The sequence below is a fragment of the Kitasatospora azatica KCTC 9699 genome (assembly GCF_000744785.1).
In the GTDB taxonomy this organism is placed as follows: Bacteria; Actinomycetota; Actinomycetes; order Streptomycetales; family Streptomycetaceae; genus Kitasatospora; species Kitasatospora azatica.
This window is the reverse complement of record NZ_JQMO01000002.1, coordinates 689,358-705,352: the sequence shown is the minus strand read 5'-3', so window position 1 is coordinate 705,352 and position 15,995 is coordinate 689,358. Positions and strand designations below refer to the sequence as shown.

Here is a 15,995-nt window from a genome sequence, read left to right as displayed (position 1 = left end):
CCCGCGTCAGAGAGGCTGCCGCCGTATGCCCAAGTCCGCAGCGTCCGCACAGCAGTCCGCGTCACCGGCTCCGCTTCGGATCGGGAACGCGTCCGGTTTCTATGGCGATCGCTTCTCGGCGTTCCGCGAGATGCTGACGGGTGGGCCGCTGGACGTCGTCACCGGGGACTACCTTGCCGAGCTGACCATGCTGATCCTTGCCCGCGACCGGCTCAAGGACCCAAACCTGGGGTACGCCAAGGGATTTCTCCGGCAGCTGGAGGAGTGCCTGGGGCTCGCGGTGGAGCGGGGGGTGCGGATCGTGGTCAATGCTGGCGGGCTCAATCCGGCTCGGCTCGCCGATGCGGTTGGCGAGCTCGCCAAGCGCCAGGGCATCGACCTGCGCGTCGGTCATGTCAGCGGCGACGACCTGCTCGCCCGTGCCCCGGAGTTCACCGATCCCGCCAACCTGCTCGCTGCCAACGCCTACCTCGGTGCGTTCGGGATCGCCGACTGTCTGCGCGGCGGCGCCGACCTGGTGGTCACCGGGCGGGTGACCGACGCCGCACTGGTGGTGGGACCGGCCGTCGCGCACTTCGGTTGGGGGCCGACGGACTTCGACGCGCTCGCCGGTGCCGTGGTCGCGGGTCACGTGCTGGAGTGCGGGGCGCAGGCGACGGGCGGCAACTACGCGTTCTTCGCCGACCTTGCCGAAGCCGGCCACGACCTGGCCCACCCGGGCTTCCCGCTCGCCGAGCTGCACGCCGACGGCAGCAGCGTGATCACCAAGCACCCGGACACCGGGGGAGCGGTCACGGTCGGCACGGTCACCGCCCAACTCCTGTACGAGACCGGTGGTCCGCGCTACCTCGGACCGGATGTGACGGCCCGGCTGGACACCGTCCGGCTCGAGCAGCAGGGACCGGACCGGGTGCGGATCAGCGGCGTGCGCGGCGAGGCGCCGCCGGCCACCCTCAAGGTCGGCCTGAACCGCGTCGGCGGCTGGCGCAACGAGGTGGTCTTCGTCCTCACCGGCCTGGACATCGAGGCCAAGGCCGCCCTGGTCCGCACCCAGTTGGAGGCCGCGCTGGCCGGCGAGCGGCGGCCCGAGGAGCTGCGCTGGACGCTGGCGCGCACCGACCGGCCGGATGCCCCGACCGAGCAGCAGGCCAGCGCACTGCTCCAACTCACCGTGCGCGACCGGGATCAGGCCAAGGTCGGACGGGCCGTCAGCTCCGCCGCCGTGGAACTCGGCCTGGCCGGCTACCCGGGCTTCCACCTCACCGCACCCCCGGGGCCCGGCGCGCCCTACGGGGTGTTCGAGGCGGCCTACCTGGACGCCAAGGAGGTCGAGCACTGGGCCGTCCACCCGGACGGGACCAGGCACCCGATCCCGCCCGCGAGTGTCAGCGCGACCGCCACGCCCCTGATGGAGGAGGCCGAGGAGGAGGTACTGGAAGCGTCGGACTTCGGCCCCACCCGCCGCGCTCCGCTCGGCCTGATCGCCGGCGCCCGCAGCGGGGACAAGGGCGGCGACGCCAACCTCGGGGTCTGGGTGCGCACCGACCAGGCCTGGCGCTGGCTCGCCCACACCCTGACGGTCGACCGGCTGCGCCTACTCCTGCCCGAGACAGCCGAGTTGACCATCACCCGCCACCTGTTGCCGAACCTGCGCGCCGTCAACTTCGTCATCGAAGGCCTGCTCGGCGAGGGCGTCGCCGCCCAGGCCCGGTTCGACCCGCAGGCCAAGGCGCTGGGCGAGTGGCTCCGCTCCCGTCACCTGGACATCCCGGAGGTGCTGCTGTGACCGTCCTCGCCACCCGCCTCGACCCCGGCTCGCCCGACTACCGCGCGCACCGCGAGGCGATGCTCGTCAAACTCGCCGCGCTGGACACCGAACACGCCAAGGCGCTGGCCGGCGGCGGCCCCAAGTACGTCGAACGCCACCGGGCGCGCGGCAAGTTGCTGGCCCGGGAGCGGATCGAGCTGCTGCTCGACCCGGACTCGCCGTTCCTGGAGCTCTCCCCGCTCGCCGCCTGGGGCAGCGACCACCCGGTCGGCGCGGCGCTGGTCACCGGCATCGGCACCGTCGAGGGCACCGAGTGCGTGATCACCGCCAACGACCCGACCGTGCGCGGCGGCGCCAGCAACCCGTGGACCCTGCGCAAGGCACTGCGGGCCAACGAGATCGCGCTGCGCAACCGGCTGCCGCTGATCAACCTGGTCGAGTCCGGCGGCGCCGACCTGCCCAGCCAGAAGGAGATCTTCATCCCGGGCGGCGCGCTCTTCCGCGACCTGACCCGACTGTCCGCCGCCGGAATCCCCACCATCGCCGTGGTCTTCGGCAACTCCACGGCCGGCGGCGCCTACGTCCCGGGCATGTCCGACCACACCGTTCTGGTCAAGGAGCGCGCGAAAGTGTTCCTGGGCGGCCCGCCGCTGGTCAAGATGGCCACCGGCGAGGAGTCCGACGACGAGTCGCTGGGCGGCGCCGAGATGCACGCCCGCATCTCCGGCCTGGCCGACCACTTCGCCGCCGACGAGCCGGACGCGCTGCGGCTGACCCGGCGGATCGTGCACCGGCTGCACTGGCGCAAGGCCGGCCCGGGCCCGGACCTGACGGCCGAACCGCCCAAGTACGCCGAGGAGGAGCTGCTCGGCATCGTCCCGGGCGACCTCAAGGTCCCCTTCGATCCGCGCGAGGTGATCGCCCGGATCGTCGACGGCTCCGACTTCGACGAGTTCAAGCCGCGCTACGGCGCCAGCCTGACCACCGGCTGGGCCACCCTGCACGGTTTCCCGGTCGGCATCCTGGCCAACGCCCAGGGTGTGCTGTTCAGCCAGGAGTCGCAGAAGGCCACCCAGTTCATCCAGTTGGCCAACCAGCGGGACATCCCGCTGATCTTCCTGCACAACACCACCGGCTACATGGTCGGCAAGGAGTACGAGCAGGGCGGCATCATCAAGCACGGCGCGATGATGATCAACGCGGTCTCCAACAGCACCGTCCCGCACCTGTCGGTGCTGATGGGCGCCTCCTACGGGGCCGGGCACTACGGGATGTGCGGGCGGGCCTACGAGCCGCGCTTCCTGTTCGCCTGGCCGAGCGCCAAGTCCGCCGTCATGGGACCGCAGCAACTGGCCGGTGTGCTCTCGATCGTGGCCCGCCAGTCGGCCGCCGCCAAGGGGCAGCCGTACGACGAGGAGGCCGACGCGACCATCCGCGCCATGGTCGAGCAGCAGATCGAGGCGGAGTCGCTGCCGGCCTTCCTCTCCGGACGGCTCTACGACGACGGCGTGATCGACCCGCGCGACACCCGAACCGTGCTGGGCCTGTGCCTGTCCGCGATCCACAGCGCCCCGGTACAGGGGGCGCGTGGATACGGCGTCTTCCGGATGTGAGGAACCGTCAGATCATGATCCAGAGCCTGCTGATCGCCAACCGGGGCGAGATCGCCCGCCGGATCGCCCGGACCTGCCGGGAGCTCGGCATCGCCACCGTCGCGGTGCACTCCGATCCGGACGCGCAGGCCCCGCACGTCCGCGAGGCCGACACCGCCGTCCGGCTGCCCGGTGCGGCGCCCGCCGACACCTACCTCCGTGGCGAGCTGCTGATCCGGGCCGCGCTGGCCGCCGGGGCGGATGCCGTCCACCCGGGCTACGGCTTCCTCTCCGAGGATCCGGCCTTCGCCCGGGCCGTCCTGGACGCGGGCCTGACCTGGGTCGGCCCCTCGCCCGAGGCGATGGCCGCGATGGGTTCGAAGACCGCCGCCAAGCGGCTGATGGCCGAGGCGGGGGTGCCGGTGCTGGCTCCCGTCGACCCGGCGGAGGCCGCCGAGGCCGACCTGCCGCTGCTGGTCAAGGCGGCTGCCGGCGGTGGCGGTCGTGGCATGCGAGTGGTCCGCGAACTCAAGGACTTGCCAGGCGAGTTGACGGCAGCTGCGGCCGAGGCGGCAGCTGCTTTCGGGGACGGCGAGGTGTTCCTCGAACCCTATCTGCCGGCCGGTCGGCACATCGAGGTGCAGCTGCTGGCCGATGCGCACGGCACCGTCTGGGCGCTCGGCGAGCGGGACTGCTCGATCCAGCGCCGGCACCAGAAGGTGATCGAGGAGACCCCGGCGCCCGGTCTGGACGAGGAACTGCGCACCCGGCTCGCCACGGCGGCCACGGCTGCCGCCCGGGCGATCGGGTACACCGGGGCGGGGACCGTCGAGTTCCTGCTCGCACCGGACGGGCGGTTCTTCTTCCTGGAGATGAACACCCGCCTGCAGGTCGAGCACCCGGTCACCGAGTGCGTCACCGGACTCGACCTGGTCGAGCTGCAACTCGCCGTCGCCGAAGGCCAGTCACTGCCGATCGAGCCGCCGGCCCCGCGCGGCCACGCGATCGAGGCCCGGCTCTACGCCGAGGACCCGGCGGCCGGCTGGCAGCCACAGAGCGGCCTGCTGCACCGGATCGAATTCCCCACCGGCGACGGCCTGCGAGTGGATTCGGGTGTCGAGAGCGGCGGCACGGTGGGCGTCCACTACGACCCGATGCTCGCCAAGGTGATCGCCTGGGCGCCCACCCGGGCCGCCGCCGCCCGCCGACTGGCCGCCGCGCTGACCCGTACCCGGATCCACGGCCTGGTGACCAATCGCGATCTCTTGGTCCGGGTACTGCGCCACCCAGCCTTCCTGGCCGTGGAGTTGGACACCGCCTTTCTGGCCGAGCACGCCGCTGAGCTGCTCGGCGAGCCGGCCGACAAGCGCGAACTGCCGTTGGCCGCCCTGGCCGCCGCCCTCGCCGACGCCGCCGTCCGGCCCGGCGCGCTGCCCTCGGGCTGGCGCAACCTGCCGTCGCAGCCGCAGTTCAAGAGCTACCGGGCCGCCGACGGCGCGGAACTGACGGTGCGTTACCGCATCACCAGGGACGGACTGTTCGCCGAGGACCACCCCGGCGTGCGGCTGATCTCGGCCACCCCTACCCAGGTGGTGCTGGAGGTCGACGGCCTGCGCCGCACCATCGAGGTCGCAGCCCACGGCTCCGCGATCCACCTCGACCTGCCGTCAACCTCCGTTGCACTCACCGCACTTCCGCGCTTCCCCGAGCCGGTGGTCCAGCAGGACCCGGGCGCGCTGCTCGCTCCGATGCCCGGTACCGTGATCCGCCTCGCCGTCGCGGCGGGGGAGCGGGTGGCGGCCGGCCAGCCGCTGCTCTGGCTGGAGGCGATGAAGATGGAGCACCAGGTCACCGCTCCGGTGGACGGCGTCCTGACCGAACTGCGCGCCGCTGCCGGCCAGCAGGTCGAGCTGGGCGCCCTGCTCGCAGTCGTCGAGCCCGTAGCCGGGTACGAAGCCGAACACGGCGCGGAGCCCGAAACCGAGCCCGAAACCGATCGCCTGGTCGAGCCCGCAGCCGAGTACGAAGCCGAGCCCGTAGCCGGGCCCACAGTCGACCCCGTAGTTGATCCCGCACCTCAGCCCTGACCGGAGGACCAGCCATGTCCGCACCGAACAGCACCGAGAGCCCCCTGATCGAGACCCCGGAACGGATCGCGCTGCGCCAGGCGGTCGGTGACCTCGGCCGCCGCTTCGGCTCCAGCTACTTCCTGGCCAAGGCCCGGGCCGGCGAGCACACCGACGAACTCTGGTCCGAGGCCGGCAAGCTGGGCTTCCTCGGCGTCAACCTCCCCGAGGAGTACGGCGGTGGCGGCGCCGGTGTCTACGAACTCTCGATTGTTCTCGAGGAGTTGGGCACGGTCGGCTGCCCGCTGCTGATGCTGGTGGTCTCCCCGGCGATCTGCGGCACCATCCTGTCCCGGTTCGGCACCGAGCAGCAGAAGCAGGCCTGGCTGCCCGGACTCGCCGACGGCACCCGTCGGATGGCCTTCGCCATCACCGAGCCCGACGCCGGTTCGAACTCGCACAAGCTGTCCACCGTGGCCCGCCGGGACGGGGAGGATTGGATCCTCAACGGCCGCAAGGTCTTCATCTCCGGGATCGACGGCTCCGACGCCGTGCTGGTGGTCGGCCGCACCGCCGATGCCCGCACCGGCAAGCTCAAGCCCGCGCTGTTCATCGTGCCGCGCGAGGCACCCGGCTTCGAGTACCGCCCGATCCCGATGGAACTCCTCTCGCCCGAGCGGCAGTTCCAGGTGTTCCTGGACGACGTCCGGCTGCCCGCCGACGCGCTGGTCGGCGACGAGAACGCCGGCCTGCTGCAGCTCTTCGCCGGGCTCAACCCGGAGCGGATCATGACCGCCGCCTTCTCCCTCGGGGTGGCCCGCCAGGCCCTCAACACCGCCACCGAGTACGCGAAGACCCGCACCGTCTGGGACACCCCGATCGGCGCCCACCAGGGCCTGGCGCACCCGCTCGCGCAGTGCGCGATCGAGATCGAGCTGGCCCGCCTGATGATGCGCAAGGCCGCCCACCTCTACGACGCGGGCGACGACCTGGCCGCCGGCGAGGCCGCCAACATGGCCAAGTACGCCTCCGGGGAGGCCGCCACCCGCACCGTCGACCAGGCGGTCCAGACCCTCGGCGGCAACGGCCTCACCCAGGAGTACGGTCTGGCCGCGCTGCTCGCCGCCACCCGGGTCGGCCGGGTAGCCCCGGTCAGCCGCGAGATGATCCTCAACTACGTCGCGCAGCACACCCTCGGCCTGCCGCGCTCCTACTGACAGGTACTCGGCCGTGCCGGGGCGTGCGCGCCCCGGCACGCGGGTAGCACCTCGGGCATCCGCAGTGCTCCCACCCACCCGCAGGAGTCGCCATGGTGTTCCGCAGCGAGTACCCCGATGTCCAAGCCGTCGAACTGCCGCTCCACGAGGCCGTACTCGGCGGCGCCGCTCGCTTCGGTGACGCGCCCGCGCTGATCGACGGGCTGACCGGCGAGGTGCTCAGCTACGCCGAACTGACCGCCGCCGTCGACCGGGTGGCCGCCGGGCTGGCCGAATCCGGCCTGGTCAAGGGTGATGTGGTGGCCCTGCTCAGCCCCAACTCGATCACCTACCCGGTCGCCTTCTACGCCGCCGTCAAGGCCGGCGCCACGGTCACCACCGTCTCCTCGCTGGCCACCCCCGAGGAGCTCGCCGGCCAGCTCCGTGACAGTGGCGCGCGCTGGATCATCGTCGCCAGGGCCCTGCTCCCCGTCGCCCTGGCAGCCACGGAAAGCACCCCGATCCGTGAGATCTTCCTGCTCGACGGCACCGACCACGGCACCGACGACGGCACCGACGAGAAGCACCGCACCCTCGCCGACCTCGCCGCCAGCACCGCCCCCGCACCCGAGATACCCATCGACCCGGCCACCGACCTGGCGGTGCTGCCCTACTCCAGCGGCACCACCGGCCTGCCCAAGGGCGTGATGCTCACCCACCGCTCGATCGCCACCAACCTCGCCCAGGTCGACGCCCTCCACCACACCGAGCCCGGCGAGCGCCTGCTGGCCGTCCTGCCCTTCTTCCACATCTACGGCCTGTGCAGCCTGATGCACCGCCCGCTGCGGGTCGGCGCGACCGTGGTGGTGCTGCCGCGGTTCGACCTCGAGCAGTTCCTGCACGCCATCCAGGAGCACCGGATCGAGGGCCTGCTGGTGGCACCGCCGATCGTGCTGGCCCTCGCCAAGCACCCGCTGGTCGACCAGTTCGACCTCTCCTCGCTGCGCTACGTGCTCAGCGCCGCCGCCCCGCTGGACGCCGCCCTGGCCGCAGCCGCCGCCGCCCGGCTCGGCCTGCCGACGATCCATCAGGGCTACGGCATGACCGAGCTCTCCCCGGCCACCCACCTCGTCCCGCTCGCCGACCCGGACCCGTCGCCCGGCGCGGTCGGCAAGCTGGTCGCCTCCACCGAGCTGCGGGTCCTCACCGTGGACGGCTCCGCACAGGACCTGGGCACCGGCGAGCGCGGCGAGATCCTGATCCGCGGCCCGCAGGTGATGAAGGGCTACTTCGGCCGCCAGGGCGAGACCGACGCGATGATCGACCCCGACGGCTGGCTGCACACCGGCGACGTCGGCTACGTGGACGAGCGCGGCTACCTGCACATCGTCGACCGGGTCAAGGAGCTGATCAAGTACAAGGGCTACCAGGTGGCGCCGGCCGAACTGGAAGCGCTGCTGCTGACCCACCCGCAGATCACCGACGCCGCCGTGGTCGGGGTGACCGACCAGGACGGCACCGAACGGCCGAAGGCCTTCGTGGTCCGCGCGCCGGGCAGCGAGCTGACCGAGACCGAGGTGATGGAGTTCGTGGCCGCCCGAGTCGCGCCCTACAAGAAGGTCCGCTCGGTCGACTTCCTGAGCGCGGTACCCAAGTCCGCCAGCGGCAAGATCCTCCGCCGCGAGCTGCGCGAGCTGCGCGGGCGGTAGCCGGCCGGGCGGGCGGCGCCGGTCTGCGAAGATTCGACAGCCGCCCGCCCGTACCGCACCGCGTCCACCCCAACCGCACCGCCCCCGCACCCCCACCGGAGCGCACCACCATGAGCACCGCCGCCCGCACCCCGCAGCAGGACCGCAGCCGAGCCACCCGCCGCCGGCTGCTGGAGGCCGCCGTGGAGTGCCTGGCCGAGCTGGGCTGGAACGGCAGCACCGTCACCGTGGTGGCCGAACGCGCCGGCGTCACACGGGGAGCCGCTCAGCACCACTTCCCGACCCGCGAGGACCTCTTCACCGCTGCCGTCGAGCACGTCACCGCTGAGCGGCTGGCCGCCGTCCGGGCCGACGCCGACGAGCTGCCGCCGCCCGGACCGGCCCGCACCGAGGCCGTGGTCGACCTGATCGTGCGCCTCTACACCGGCCCGCTGTTCCGCGCCGCCCTGCACCTGTGGGTGGCCGCCGCCACCGAGCAGCCGCTGCGCGAGCGGATCGTCGCCCTGGAGAACCGGGTCGGCCGCGAATCGCACCGGGCCACCCTGGAGTTCCTCGGCGTGGATGAGAGTGCCACCGGCGTCCGCGAGTCCGTCCAGGCCACCCTGGACCTGGCCCGCGGCCTGGGCCTGGCCAACCTGCTCACCGACGACGCCGCCCGGCGTGCCAAGGTGGTCCGCCAGTGGTCCCGGATGCTCCAGGCGGCGCTGGACGACCACCGGCCGCGCTGACCGCCGGTTCACCATCGGTCGCGCGCGGTCGCCAGCCGCGCCATCACCGGGCAGGCTGGAACCGAGCAGCAGCACGCACAGGGAGCCGGGGTGGTCGCCAGCATGGACACACCAGCACCGGACGCCGGGGGCGAACCGGCCTCCGGGATCGTCCCCGCGCGCCTGGACGGCCATCGGCTGGTCCCGCTGGCGACTGCCCTGCTGGACGCCGACGGTGTGGTCCTGCACTGGAGCGAGGACGCCGAACGGCTGCTCGGTTGGCGGGCCGACGAGATCGTCGGCCAGTTGGCCGCCCCGCTGCTCAGCAGCGGCGAGCAGCGCTCCGAGGTGTTGGCGCTGTACGAGCGGATCCTGTCCGGGCGCCGCTGGTCGGGGGTCTTCCCGGTCCGGCACAAGGACGGCCACCAGGTCGAGCTGGACTTCCGCACCTACGGCATCACCGGTCCCGACGGCCGCCAGCTGGTGCTCGCCACCGGCTCCGACGTGCGCGCACTGCAGCAGGTCGAGGCCGACCTCGCGGTGCTCGACGGCTTCTTCACCCAGTCCCCGATCGGCATGGCCGTCTACGACAACGAGCTGCGCTTCGTCCGCCTCAACCAGGCGCTGGCCCAGATCAACGGCCTGCCCGTCGATCAGCACCTCGGCCGCCGGATCGACGCCGTGCTGCCCGGACTCAACGGCGCCGAGATCGAGGCCGTGATGCGCCAGGTGCTGACCACCGGTCAGCCGGTGGTGGACGCCCGCTCGTACGGCCGCACCCCCAGCGACCCGCGCCGCGACCATGCCTGGTCGGCCTCCTACTTCCGGCTCGCGGACGCCTCGGGGCGGGTCCTGGGCGTCAGCTCCTCGATCATCGACGTGACCGAGCGGTTCCAGGCCGAGGCCCGCGCCGCCCGCGCGCAGGAGCGGCTCGCGCTGCTCGCCGAGGCCACCGCCCGGATCGGCACCACCCTGGACCTGCAGCGCACCGCCGAGGAGCTGGTCGCCGCCGTGATCCCGCGGTTCGCCGACTTCGCCACCGTCGACCTGCTCGACCCGATCCTGCGCGGTGAGGAGCCCGGACTGCTCGCCCCCGACCAGGGCGTTCAGCTGCGCGCGGTGGCGGCCGGCGAGAGCTACGAGTCGGTGCTGACCGGCACGGCCGACGCGGTCGGCGAGACCTCCGCATACGACTCGCACCGGATCTATACCAAGAGCCTGCGCAGCGGCCGGCCGCTCCTCGTCCCCCATATGGACGAGGAGAAACTGCGCACCATCGCCGCGCGCCAGGAACGGGTCGGGCCCGCGCTGGCCGCCGGCCTGCACTCCTACCTGCTGGTCCCGCTGCTGGCCCGCGGCAAGGTGCTCGGCGGCGCGGAGTTTGTCCGGACCCGCAACCCCGAGCCGTTCACCGAGTCGGACGTGGCACTGGCCGAGGAGCTGGTCGCCCGCACCGCGGTCTGCATCGACAACGCCCGGCTCTACCGGCGAGAACGGGAGACCGCGCTGACCCTGCAGCGCAGCCTGCTGCCGCAGGAGATCCACCGCACCCTCGGCCTGGAGATCGCCTACCGCTACCTGCCCAGCAGCGTGGTCAGCGAGGTCGGCGGCGACTGGTTCGACGTGGTGCCGCTGGCCTGTGGACGGGTCGCGCTGGTGGTCGGCGACGTGATGGGCCACGGTATCCGGGCCGCCGCCACGATGGGTCAGCTGCGCACCGTCGCGCGCACCCTGGCCACCCTCGACATGGCCCCAGCTCAGGTGCTGACCCGGCTGGACGAGACCGCCAACGGCATCGGCGAGGGCCAGTTCGCCACCTGCGTCTGCGTGGTCTACGACCCGGTGGACCGCAGCTGCACCCTGGCCAGCGCCGGGCACCTGCCGCCGGTGGTGATGAGGCCGGACGGCGACGCCCGGGTACTGGACATCGCGCCGGGCGTGCCGCTCGGGGTGGGCGGAGTGGCCTTCGAGAACACCGAGTTCACCCTCCCCGAGGGCAGCATCCTGACCCTCTACACCGACGGCCTGGTGGAGCGCCGCGGCGAGGACATCGACCAGGGCATCGACACCCTGCGCCTGACCCTGGCAGCCCGCGGCCGCACCCTGGAGGCGCACTGCGACGCGGTGGTCAGCACCCTGGTGCGCGGCGACAGCGAGGACGACGTGGCGATGATCATGGCCCGCGCGCTGCCGCTGCCGCGCGACCGGATCGCCACCCTGCCGCTCACCGGCGAGGGCCCGATCCCCGGCCTGGCCCGCCGCTTCACCCGCACCACCATCGCCTCCTGGGGGCTCAACCCGCTGGCCGACTTCGCCGAACTGCTGGTCAGCGAGCTGGTCACGAACGCCCTGGTGCACGGCGGTGAGCCCATCCGGCTGCGGCTCTTCCGGGACCGCGCGCTCACCCTCGAAGTGGCCGACACCGGCCGCCAGACGCCCCGGCTCCGCCCCGCCGGCTCCGAGGACGAGGGCGGCCGCGGTATGTACCTGATCAACGAACTGGCCCACCGCTGGGGCAGCCGGCCCACCAAGGAGGGCAAGGTCGTCTGGGCCGAGCTGGAACTGCCGCTGGGGAGTTGACGGCTGCTCAACCAGCGTGACGGCCGGTCAGCCGGTCGGTCGGTCGGTCGGCCCGTCAGCAGGTCAGCAGGTCAGCCCGTCGCCCGGCTCGGCCGCAGCAGGCGCCAGGCCAGCAGAGCGCCCACCGCCACCAGAGCGGCGGCCAGCACCGAGGCGAGGCCCAGGCCGCGGACGAAGGCGGCCCTGGCGGCTTCGGCCAGAGCGGCGCCGGTTTCGCCGGGGAGGGTGCGGGCGGCTTCGACGGCGCCGCCCAGCGACTCGCCGGCCTTGGCGGCGACGGCGGGGTCGAGGCCGGCGGGGGCGGTGAGCGTGCTGGCGTAGACAGCGGTCAGGACGGAGCCGAAGAGGGCTATGCCGAGCGCGGTGCCCAGTTCGTAGGCGGTTTCGGAGACGGCGGAGGCGGCACCGGACTTCTCGGCGGGGGCGGCGGTGAGCACCAGGTCCGAGGAGAGCGTGTAGACCAGGCCCTCGGCCGCGCCGACGCCGACGAAGACGGTGGCGAGCACCAGGTACGAGGTGTCCTGGCGGATCCAGCCGAGCACGCCGAGCGCCAGGCCGAGCACGGCCAGCCCGCCGACCAGCGCGCCACGGGCCCCGATCGCCCGGCCGAGGCGGGCGGTGAGCATCGAGGCCGCCATGGCGGCGACGAAGCCGGGCAGCTCGGCGAGACCGGCGGTCAGCGGCGAGTAGCCGCGCACCAGCTGCAGGTACTGCGAGCTGAAGAAGACCACGCCGCCCATCCCGAAGATGGCGATCAGCGCGCCGAGCACGGCCGCCGTGAACCGGCGGTCGGTGAAGAGCCGGACGTCCAGCAGCGGCGCGGTCAGCCGCAGTTGCCGCCGGACGAAGCGCCAGAGCGCGAGCGCGCCCAGCACGGCGGTCGCCGGCACCTGCCAGTGCGCGGGGCCGTGTGCGGCGGCCTCCTTGATCGCGTAGACCAGCGCGATCAGGCCGGTCATCGAGAGCAGCACGCTGGGCAGGTCGAAGCTGCCCGGCTCGGGGTCGCGGGACTCCGGCAGCAGCCAGCGGCCCAGCACCAGCAGCAGCACCAGGATCGGCAGGTTGAGCAGGAAGACCGAGCCCCACCAGAAGTGCTCGAGCAGCAGCCCGCCGAGCAGCGGGCCACCGGCGGCGCCGGCGGTCGCGGCGGCGCCCCAGATGCCGATCGCCCTGGCCCGCTCGCGCGCGTCGGGGAAGAGCGCGCGGATCAGCGAGAGGGTGGAGGGCATGATGGTCGCGCCGGCCACCCCGAGCAGCGCCCGGGCGGCGATCAGCCAGCCTGCCGAGGGGGCGTAGGCGGCCAGTAGCGAGGCCGCGCCGAAGGCGGTGGCGCCGACCAGCAGCAGCCGCCGGCGACCGATCCGGTCGCTGAGCGCGCCCATGCCGACCAGCAGGCCGGCCAGCACGAAGGAGTAGCTGTCGCCGATCCAGAGCAGCTGGGTGGCGCTGGGTGCCAGGGTCTCGGTGATCGACGGGATGGCCAGCACCAGCACGGTCGCGTCGACGGCGACCAGCAGCACGGCGAGGACCAGGACGGCGAGCCCGGCCCAGCGGCGCTGCGGCGCAACGGGGAGAACCGGGGCGGCGGGGGTAGTAGGGACGGCAGGGGTGGCGGGGCCGGCAGAGGTGACGGGGGAGTGCAGGGTGGTGCGGGTGGTGCTCACGAGGGTCTCCGGATGGCTCCTCCGAGGAAGAGCTCGATAAGGGCGAAGGCGCTGTCACGCGGCGCGAGCCGTCCGTCCTGGACGGCCCAGCCGACGCCGGCCAGCAGGTCGAAGAAGGCCTCGGCCAGCCAGCCGGCCGGCAGCTCGATGCGGAACACGCCCTGCTGCTGCCCGCGCAGGAAGAACGCGCGGACCCGCTCGCCCTGCTCCTCCCAGAGCGCGAGCAGCTCGGCATCGTCGAAGAGCTGGTTCTCGCCAGCCAGGAACGCGCAGAGTGCGGCGTCGGGGACCAGTAGCTCGACCAGGCGGCGCAGGGTCGCCTCGGTGTCGCCGGTCTCCAGGGCGGCGGCGTCCAGCGCGCTGTGGTAGCGGCGCAGGGCGAGCAGGCCGACCTCGCGGATCAGCGCCTCGCGGCCGGGGAAGACCCGGTGCAGCGAGGCCCGGCTGATGCCGGCGGCGCGCGCGATCTCGTCCAGGTGCGCGGTGGGGTTGCGCGAGAGCACGTCCACGGCTGCCTTGAGTACCGTGTCACGATCGATGGCCATGAGAAGAGGATAGCTCACTTGAGACATGGATGTCTCAGATGAGGCGCAGAAGACTGCAACGTAACGAAAAACGCAAAGAGAAACGCAAGAAGAGCGCAAAGAGAAACCGGAGGCGGCGTAGGCCACCTCCGGCGGGAGCGTGCGTGCGGAGCGAGTGAGGCTCAGCTCTGATTGTAGAAGCCGCTGTCGTCCAGCGGTCGGTCGATCACCATGACCTCGACCTCCGGCGGCGTGAGCAGGAAGACCCGGCGGGCGATCCGCTCGATCCCGCCCTGGGTGCCGAAGATCAGCCCGGAGGCGAAGTCCACCATCCGCTTGGCCTCGGCGTCGTCCATCTCGGTCACGTCCATCACCACCGGCGTACCCGAGCGAACGTGCTCGCCGACGGTGCGGGCGGACTCGAAGCCGGTCGGCTTCACCGAGACGATCCGGGCCGGGTTCGGCAGCACGGGAATGGTGTCGGCGGTTCCCCAGTCGTCCTCGTACACCGCGGCCTGGTAGCCACCGGACGGCATCAGCCACCCGTTGTGGTGCTCGTCGCGAAGTGCTCCCATGCCGCGCCTCCCTGTCCTGTCCCGGTCGGTTCCGTCTCTCGGGCGGTCAACTGACGCGTCATCCACTCGCCGGAACTGTCCGAGTATCGCACTGATCACCGCTTCGGCGCCCGCCCTGGCGCGCCGTTCGGGTTGTGGCGTGTGCCGGTGGCACACGCCGCTCTCCTCCTTGGCGGACGCCGCAGGTCGGCGGATGGTTGCGCGCATAGCGCGAGCGTCACCCGATCGCTCGGTCGGCAATGCGAAATTGACGTCGGGTCAGTCTCCGGTGACGCCGTCCACCGCCTCCCGCAGCAGGTCCGCGTGCCCGTTGTGGCGGGCGTACTCCTCGATCATGTGGACCTGGATCCAACGCAGCGTCACGTCCGTGCCGCGCCGCTGCCGCTTGGCCACCGTGTCCAGCGGCAGACCGCTCACCGCCTGCTCGGCCAGCTCGATCTGGCGCCGCCAGGTCTGGAAGGCCTCGGCCGCGGAGGCGGAGTCCACGCCGTTGAAGTCGTAGTCCGCGTCCTCCTCGGTGGAGTAGAGACTGACGGGCTCCCCGCCGAGCAGCACCACCTGGTACCAGTAGTGCTCCACCTCGGCCAGGTGCCGCACCAGCCCGAGCAGGGTCAGCGAGGACGGCGTGACCGACCGCTGCTTCAGCTGCTCGTCGGTCAGGTCCGCGCACTTCAGAGCCAGGGTCTTGCGATGGAAGTCGAGCCAACTGGCGAGCATGGCGGGCTCGCCGGCGGCCATCGGCGGATCGATCCGGACGTCGCTGTCGGTCATGGGCGCAATCCTGACAGGGCCGGGGCCGTCGGGCGACCGAATTCCGCGGGGGTAGGGTCGAGGAACAGTCTGCCTGAGGAGCAACGGATGTCACGCCCCGTCACTTTGGTCACCGGCGGCGGTCGCGGGATCGGCGCCGCGGTCTGCCTGCGTCTGGCAGCCGACGGCCACGACCTCGCGATCGGCTACCGCAGCGACGCGCAAGCCGCCGAGCAGGTGGCCGAGCAGGCCAGGGCGGCCGGCGCCAAGGCCGTCGCGCTGCAGCTGGACACCGCCGTGGAGGCCGAGGTCGAGCGGTTCTTCGACCAGGCCGCCGAGCAACTCGGCCCGGCGACCGGGCTGGTCAACAACGCGGGCGTGACCAGTCGGCAGGGCCCGCTGGCCGAGCTGCGCACCGAGGACCTGCGCCGGGTGGTGGACGTCAACCTGGTCGGCTACCTGCTCTGCGCCCGCCGCGCGGCGCAGGACTTCGACAGGGGCGGCGCCATCGTCAACGTCTCCTCGGCGGCGGCCACCCTGGGCAGCCCCGGCGAGTACGTGCACTACGCGGCCACCAAGGCCGCCACCGACGCGCTCACCATCGGCCTGGCCAAGGAGCTCGGCCCGGCCGGGATCCGGGTCAACACCGTCTCGCCCGGCACCATCGAGACCGAGTTCCACCAACTCGGCGGCGAGCCGGGTCGCCCGGACCGGGTCGCCCCGACCGTCCCGCTGCGCCGGGCCGGTCAGCCGGCGGAGATCGCCGGCGCGGTCGCCTGGCTGCTCTCGCCGGACGCCTCGTACACCACGGGCGCGATCCTGCGGGTGGCCGGCGGGATGTGAGTCGGGCGGGACGTGAGGTGG

General features: G+C 72.7%; 12 protein-coding genes. 8 read left to right on the top strand and 4 right to left on the bottom strand.

Annotated elements, in window-relative coordinates; genetic code table 11:
- Window positions 1-25: 25 nt before the first annotated feature.
- The 7 genes from BR98_RS03480 (at window position 26) to BR98_RS03450 (ending at window position 11,618) form a co-directional block, all read left to right on the top strand.
- A complete protein-coding gene (locus tag BR98_RS03480) occupies window positions 26-1,786 on the top strand; it encodes an acyclic terpene utilization AtuA family protein (protein ID WP_035839945.1) in 1,761 nt (586 codons plus the stop codon).
- Window positions 1,783-3,381 carry an acyl-CoA carboxylase subunit beta gene (locus BR98_RS03475; RefSeq protein WP_035839942.1) on the top strand — a complete coding sequence of 533 codons (1,599 nt, stop codon included), beginning with the start codon at window positions 1,783-1,785 and terminating at the stop codon, window positions 3,379-3,381. The genes BR98_RS03480 and BR98_RS03475 overlap by 4 nt, the downstream gene beginning before the upstream one ends.
- Window positions 3,382-3,395: 14 nt before the next feature.
- On the top strand, window positions 3,396-5,447 hold the full coding sequence (locus BR98_RS03470; RefSeq protein WP_063774702.1) for an acetyl/propionyl/methylcrotonyl-CoA carboxylase subunit alpha: 2,052 nt from the start codon (window positions 3,396-3,398) through the stop codon (window positions 5,445-5,447).
- 14 nt (window positions 5,448-5,461) lie between these two features.
- The gene (locus BR98_RS03465; protein WP_035839939.1) at window positions 5,462-6,643 is read left to right on the top strand and encodes an acyl-CoA dehydrogenase family protein; all 1,182 of its coding nucleotides are present in this window, start codon (window positions 5,462-5,464) and stop codon (window positions 6,641-6,643) included.
- A 92-nt stretch (window positions 6,644-6,735) separates the two neighbouring features.
- Complete coding sequence (locus BR98_RS03460) at window positions 6,736-8,331, top strand: AMP-binding protein (protein ID WP_035839936.1); 1,596 nt, start codon at window positions 6,736-6,738, stop codon at window positions 8,329-8,331.
- 110 nt (window positions 8,332-8,441) lie between these two features.
- The gene (locus BR98_RS03455; protein ID WP_035839930.1) at window positions 8,442-9,059 is read left to right on the top strand and encodes a TetR/AcrR family transcriptional regulator; all 618 of its coding nucleotides are present in this window, start codon (window positions 8,442-8,444) and stop codon (window positions 9,057-9,059) included.
- A gap of 102 nt (window positions 9,060-9,161) precedes the next feature.
- A complete protein-coding gene (locus tag BR98_RS03450) occupies window positions 9,162-11,618 on the top strand; it encodes a SpoIIE family protein phosphatase (RefSeq protein ID WP_035842739.1) in 2,457 nt (818 codons plus the stop codon).
- 71 nt (window positions 11,619-11,689) lie between these two features.
- Here the strand turns inward: BR98_RS03450 and BR98_RS03445 are convergent, their stop codons facing one another.
- The 4 genes from BR98_RS03445 to BR98_RS03430 all read right to left on the bottom strand — a co-directional run bounded on the left by BR98_RS03445 (window position 11,690) and on the right by BR98_RS03430 (window position 15,152).
- Window positions 11,690-13,150 carry an MFS transporter gene (locus tag BR98_RS03445; RefSeq protein ID WP_232247331.1) on the bottom strand — a complete coding sequence of 487 codons (1,461 nt, stop codon included), beginning with the start codon at window positions 13,148-13,150 and terminating at the stop codon, window positions 11,690-11,692.
- 128 nt (window positions 13,151-13,278) lie between these two features.
- Window positions 13,279-13,827 carry a TetR/AcrR family transcriptional regulator gene (locus BR98_RS03440; RefSeq protein ID WP_035839927.1) on the bottom strand — a complete coding sequence of 183 codons (549 nt, stop codon included), beginning with the start codon at window positions 13,825-13,827 and terminating at the stop codon, window positions 13,279-13,281.
- 161 nt (window positions 13,828-13,988) lie between these two features.
- Window positions 13,989-14,381: a cell division protein SepF gene (locus tag BR98_RS03435; RefSeq protein ID WP_051969256.1), complete on the bottom strand. Its 393-nt coding sequence runs from the start codon at window positions 14,379-14,381 to the stop codon at window positions 13,989-13,991.
- A gap of 258 nt (window positions 14,382-14,639) precedes the next feature.
- Window positions 14,640-15,152 (bottom strand): DinB family protein, encoded by a 513-nt coding sequence (locus tag BR98_RS03430; RefSeq protein WP_035839924.1) that lies wholly within the window; start codon window positions 15,150-15,152, stop codon window positions 14,640-14,642.
- An 87-nt stretch (window positions 15,153-15,239) separates the two neighbouring features.
- On the opposite strand from BR98_RS03430, the gene BR98_RS03425 reads away from it, so the two are divergent.
- Window positions 15,240-15,974: an SDR family oxidoreductase gene (locus BR98_RS03425; protein WP_035839922.1), complete on the top strand. Its 735-nt coding sequence runs from the start codon at window positions 15,240-15,242 to the stop codon at window positions 15,972-15,974.
- The last annotated feature ends 21 nt before the right edge of the window (window positions 15,975-15,995 follow it).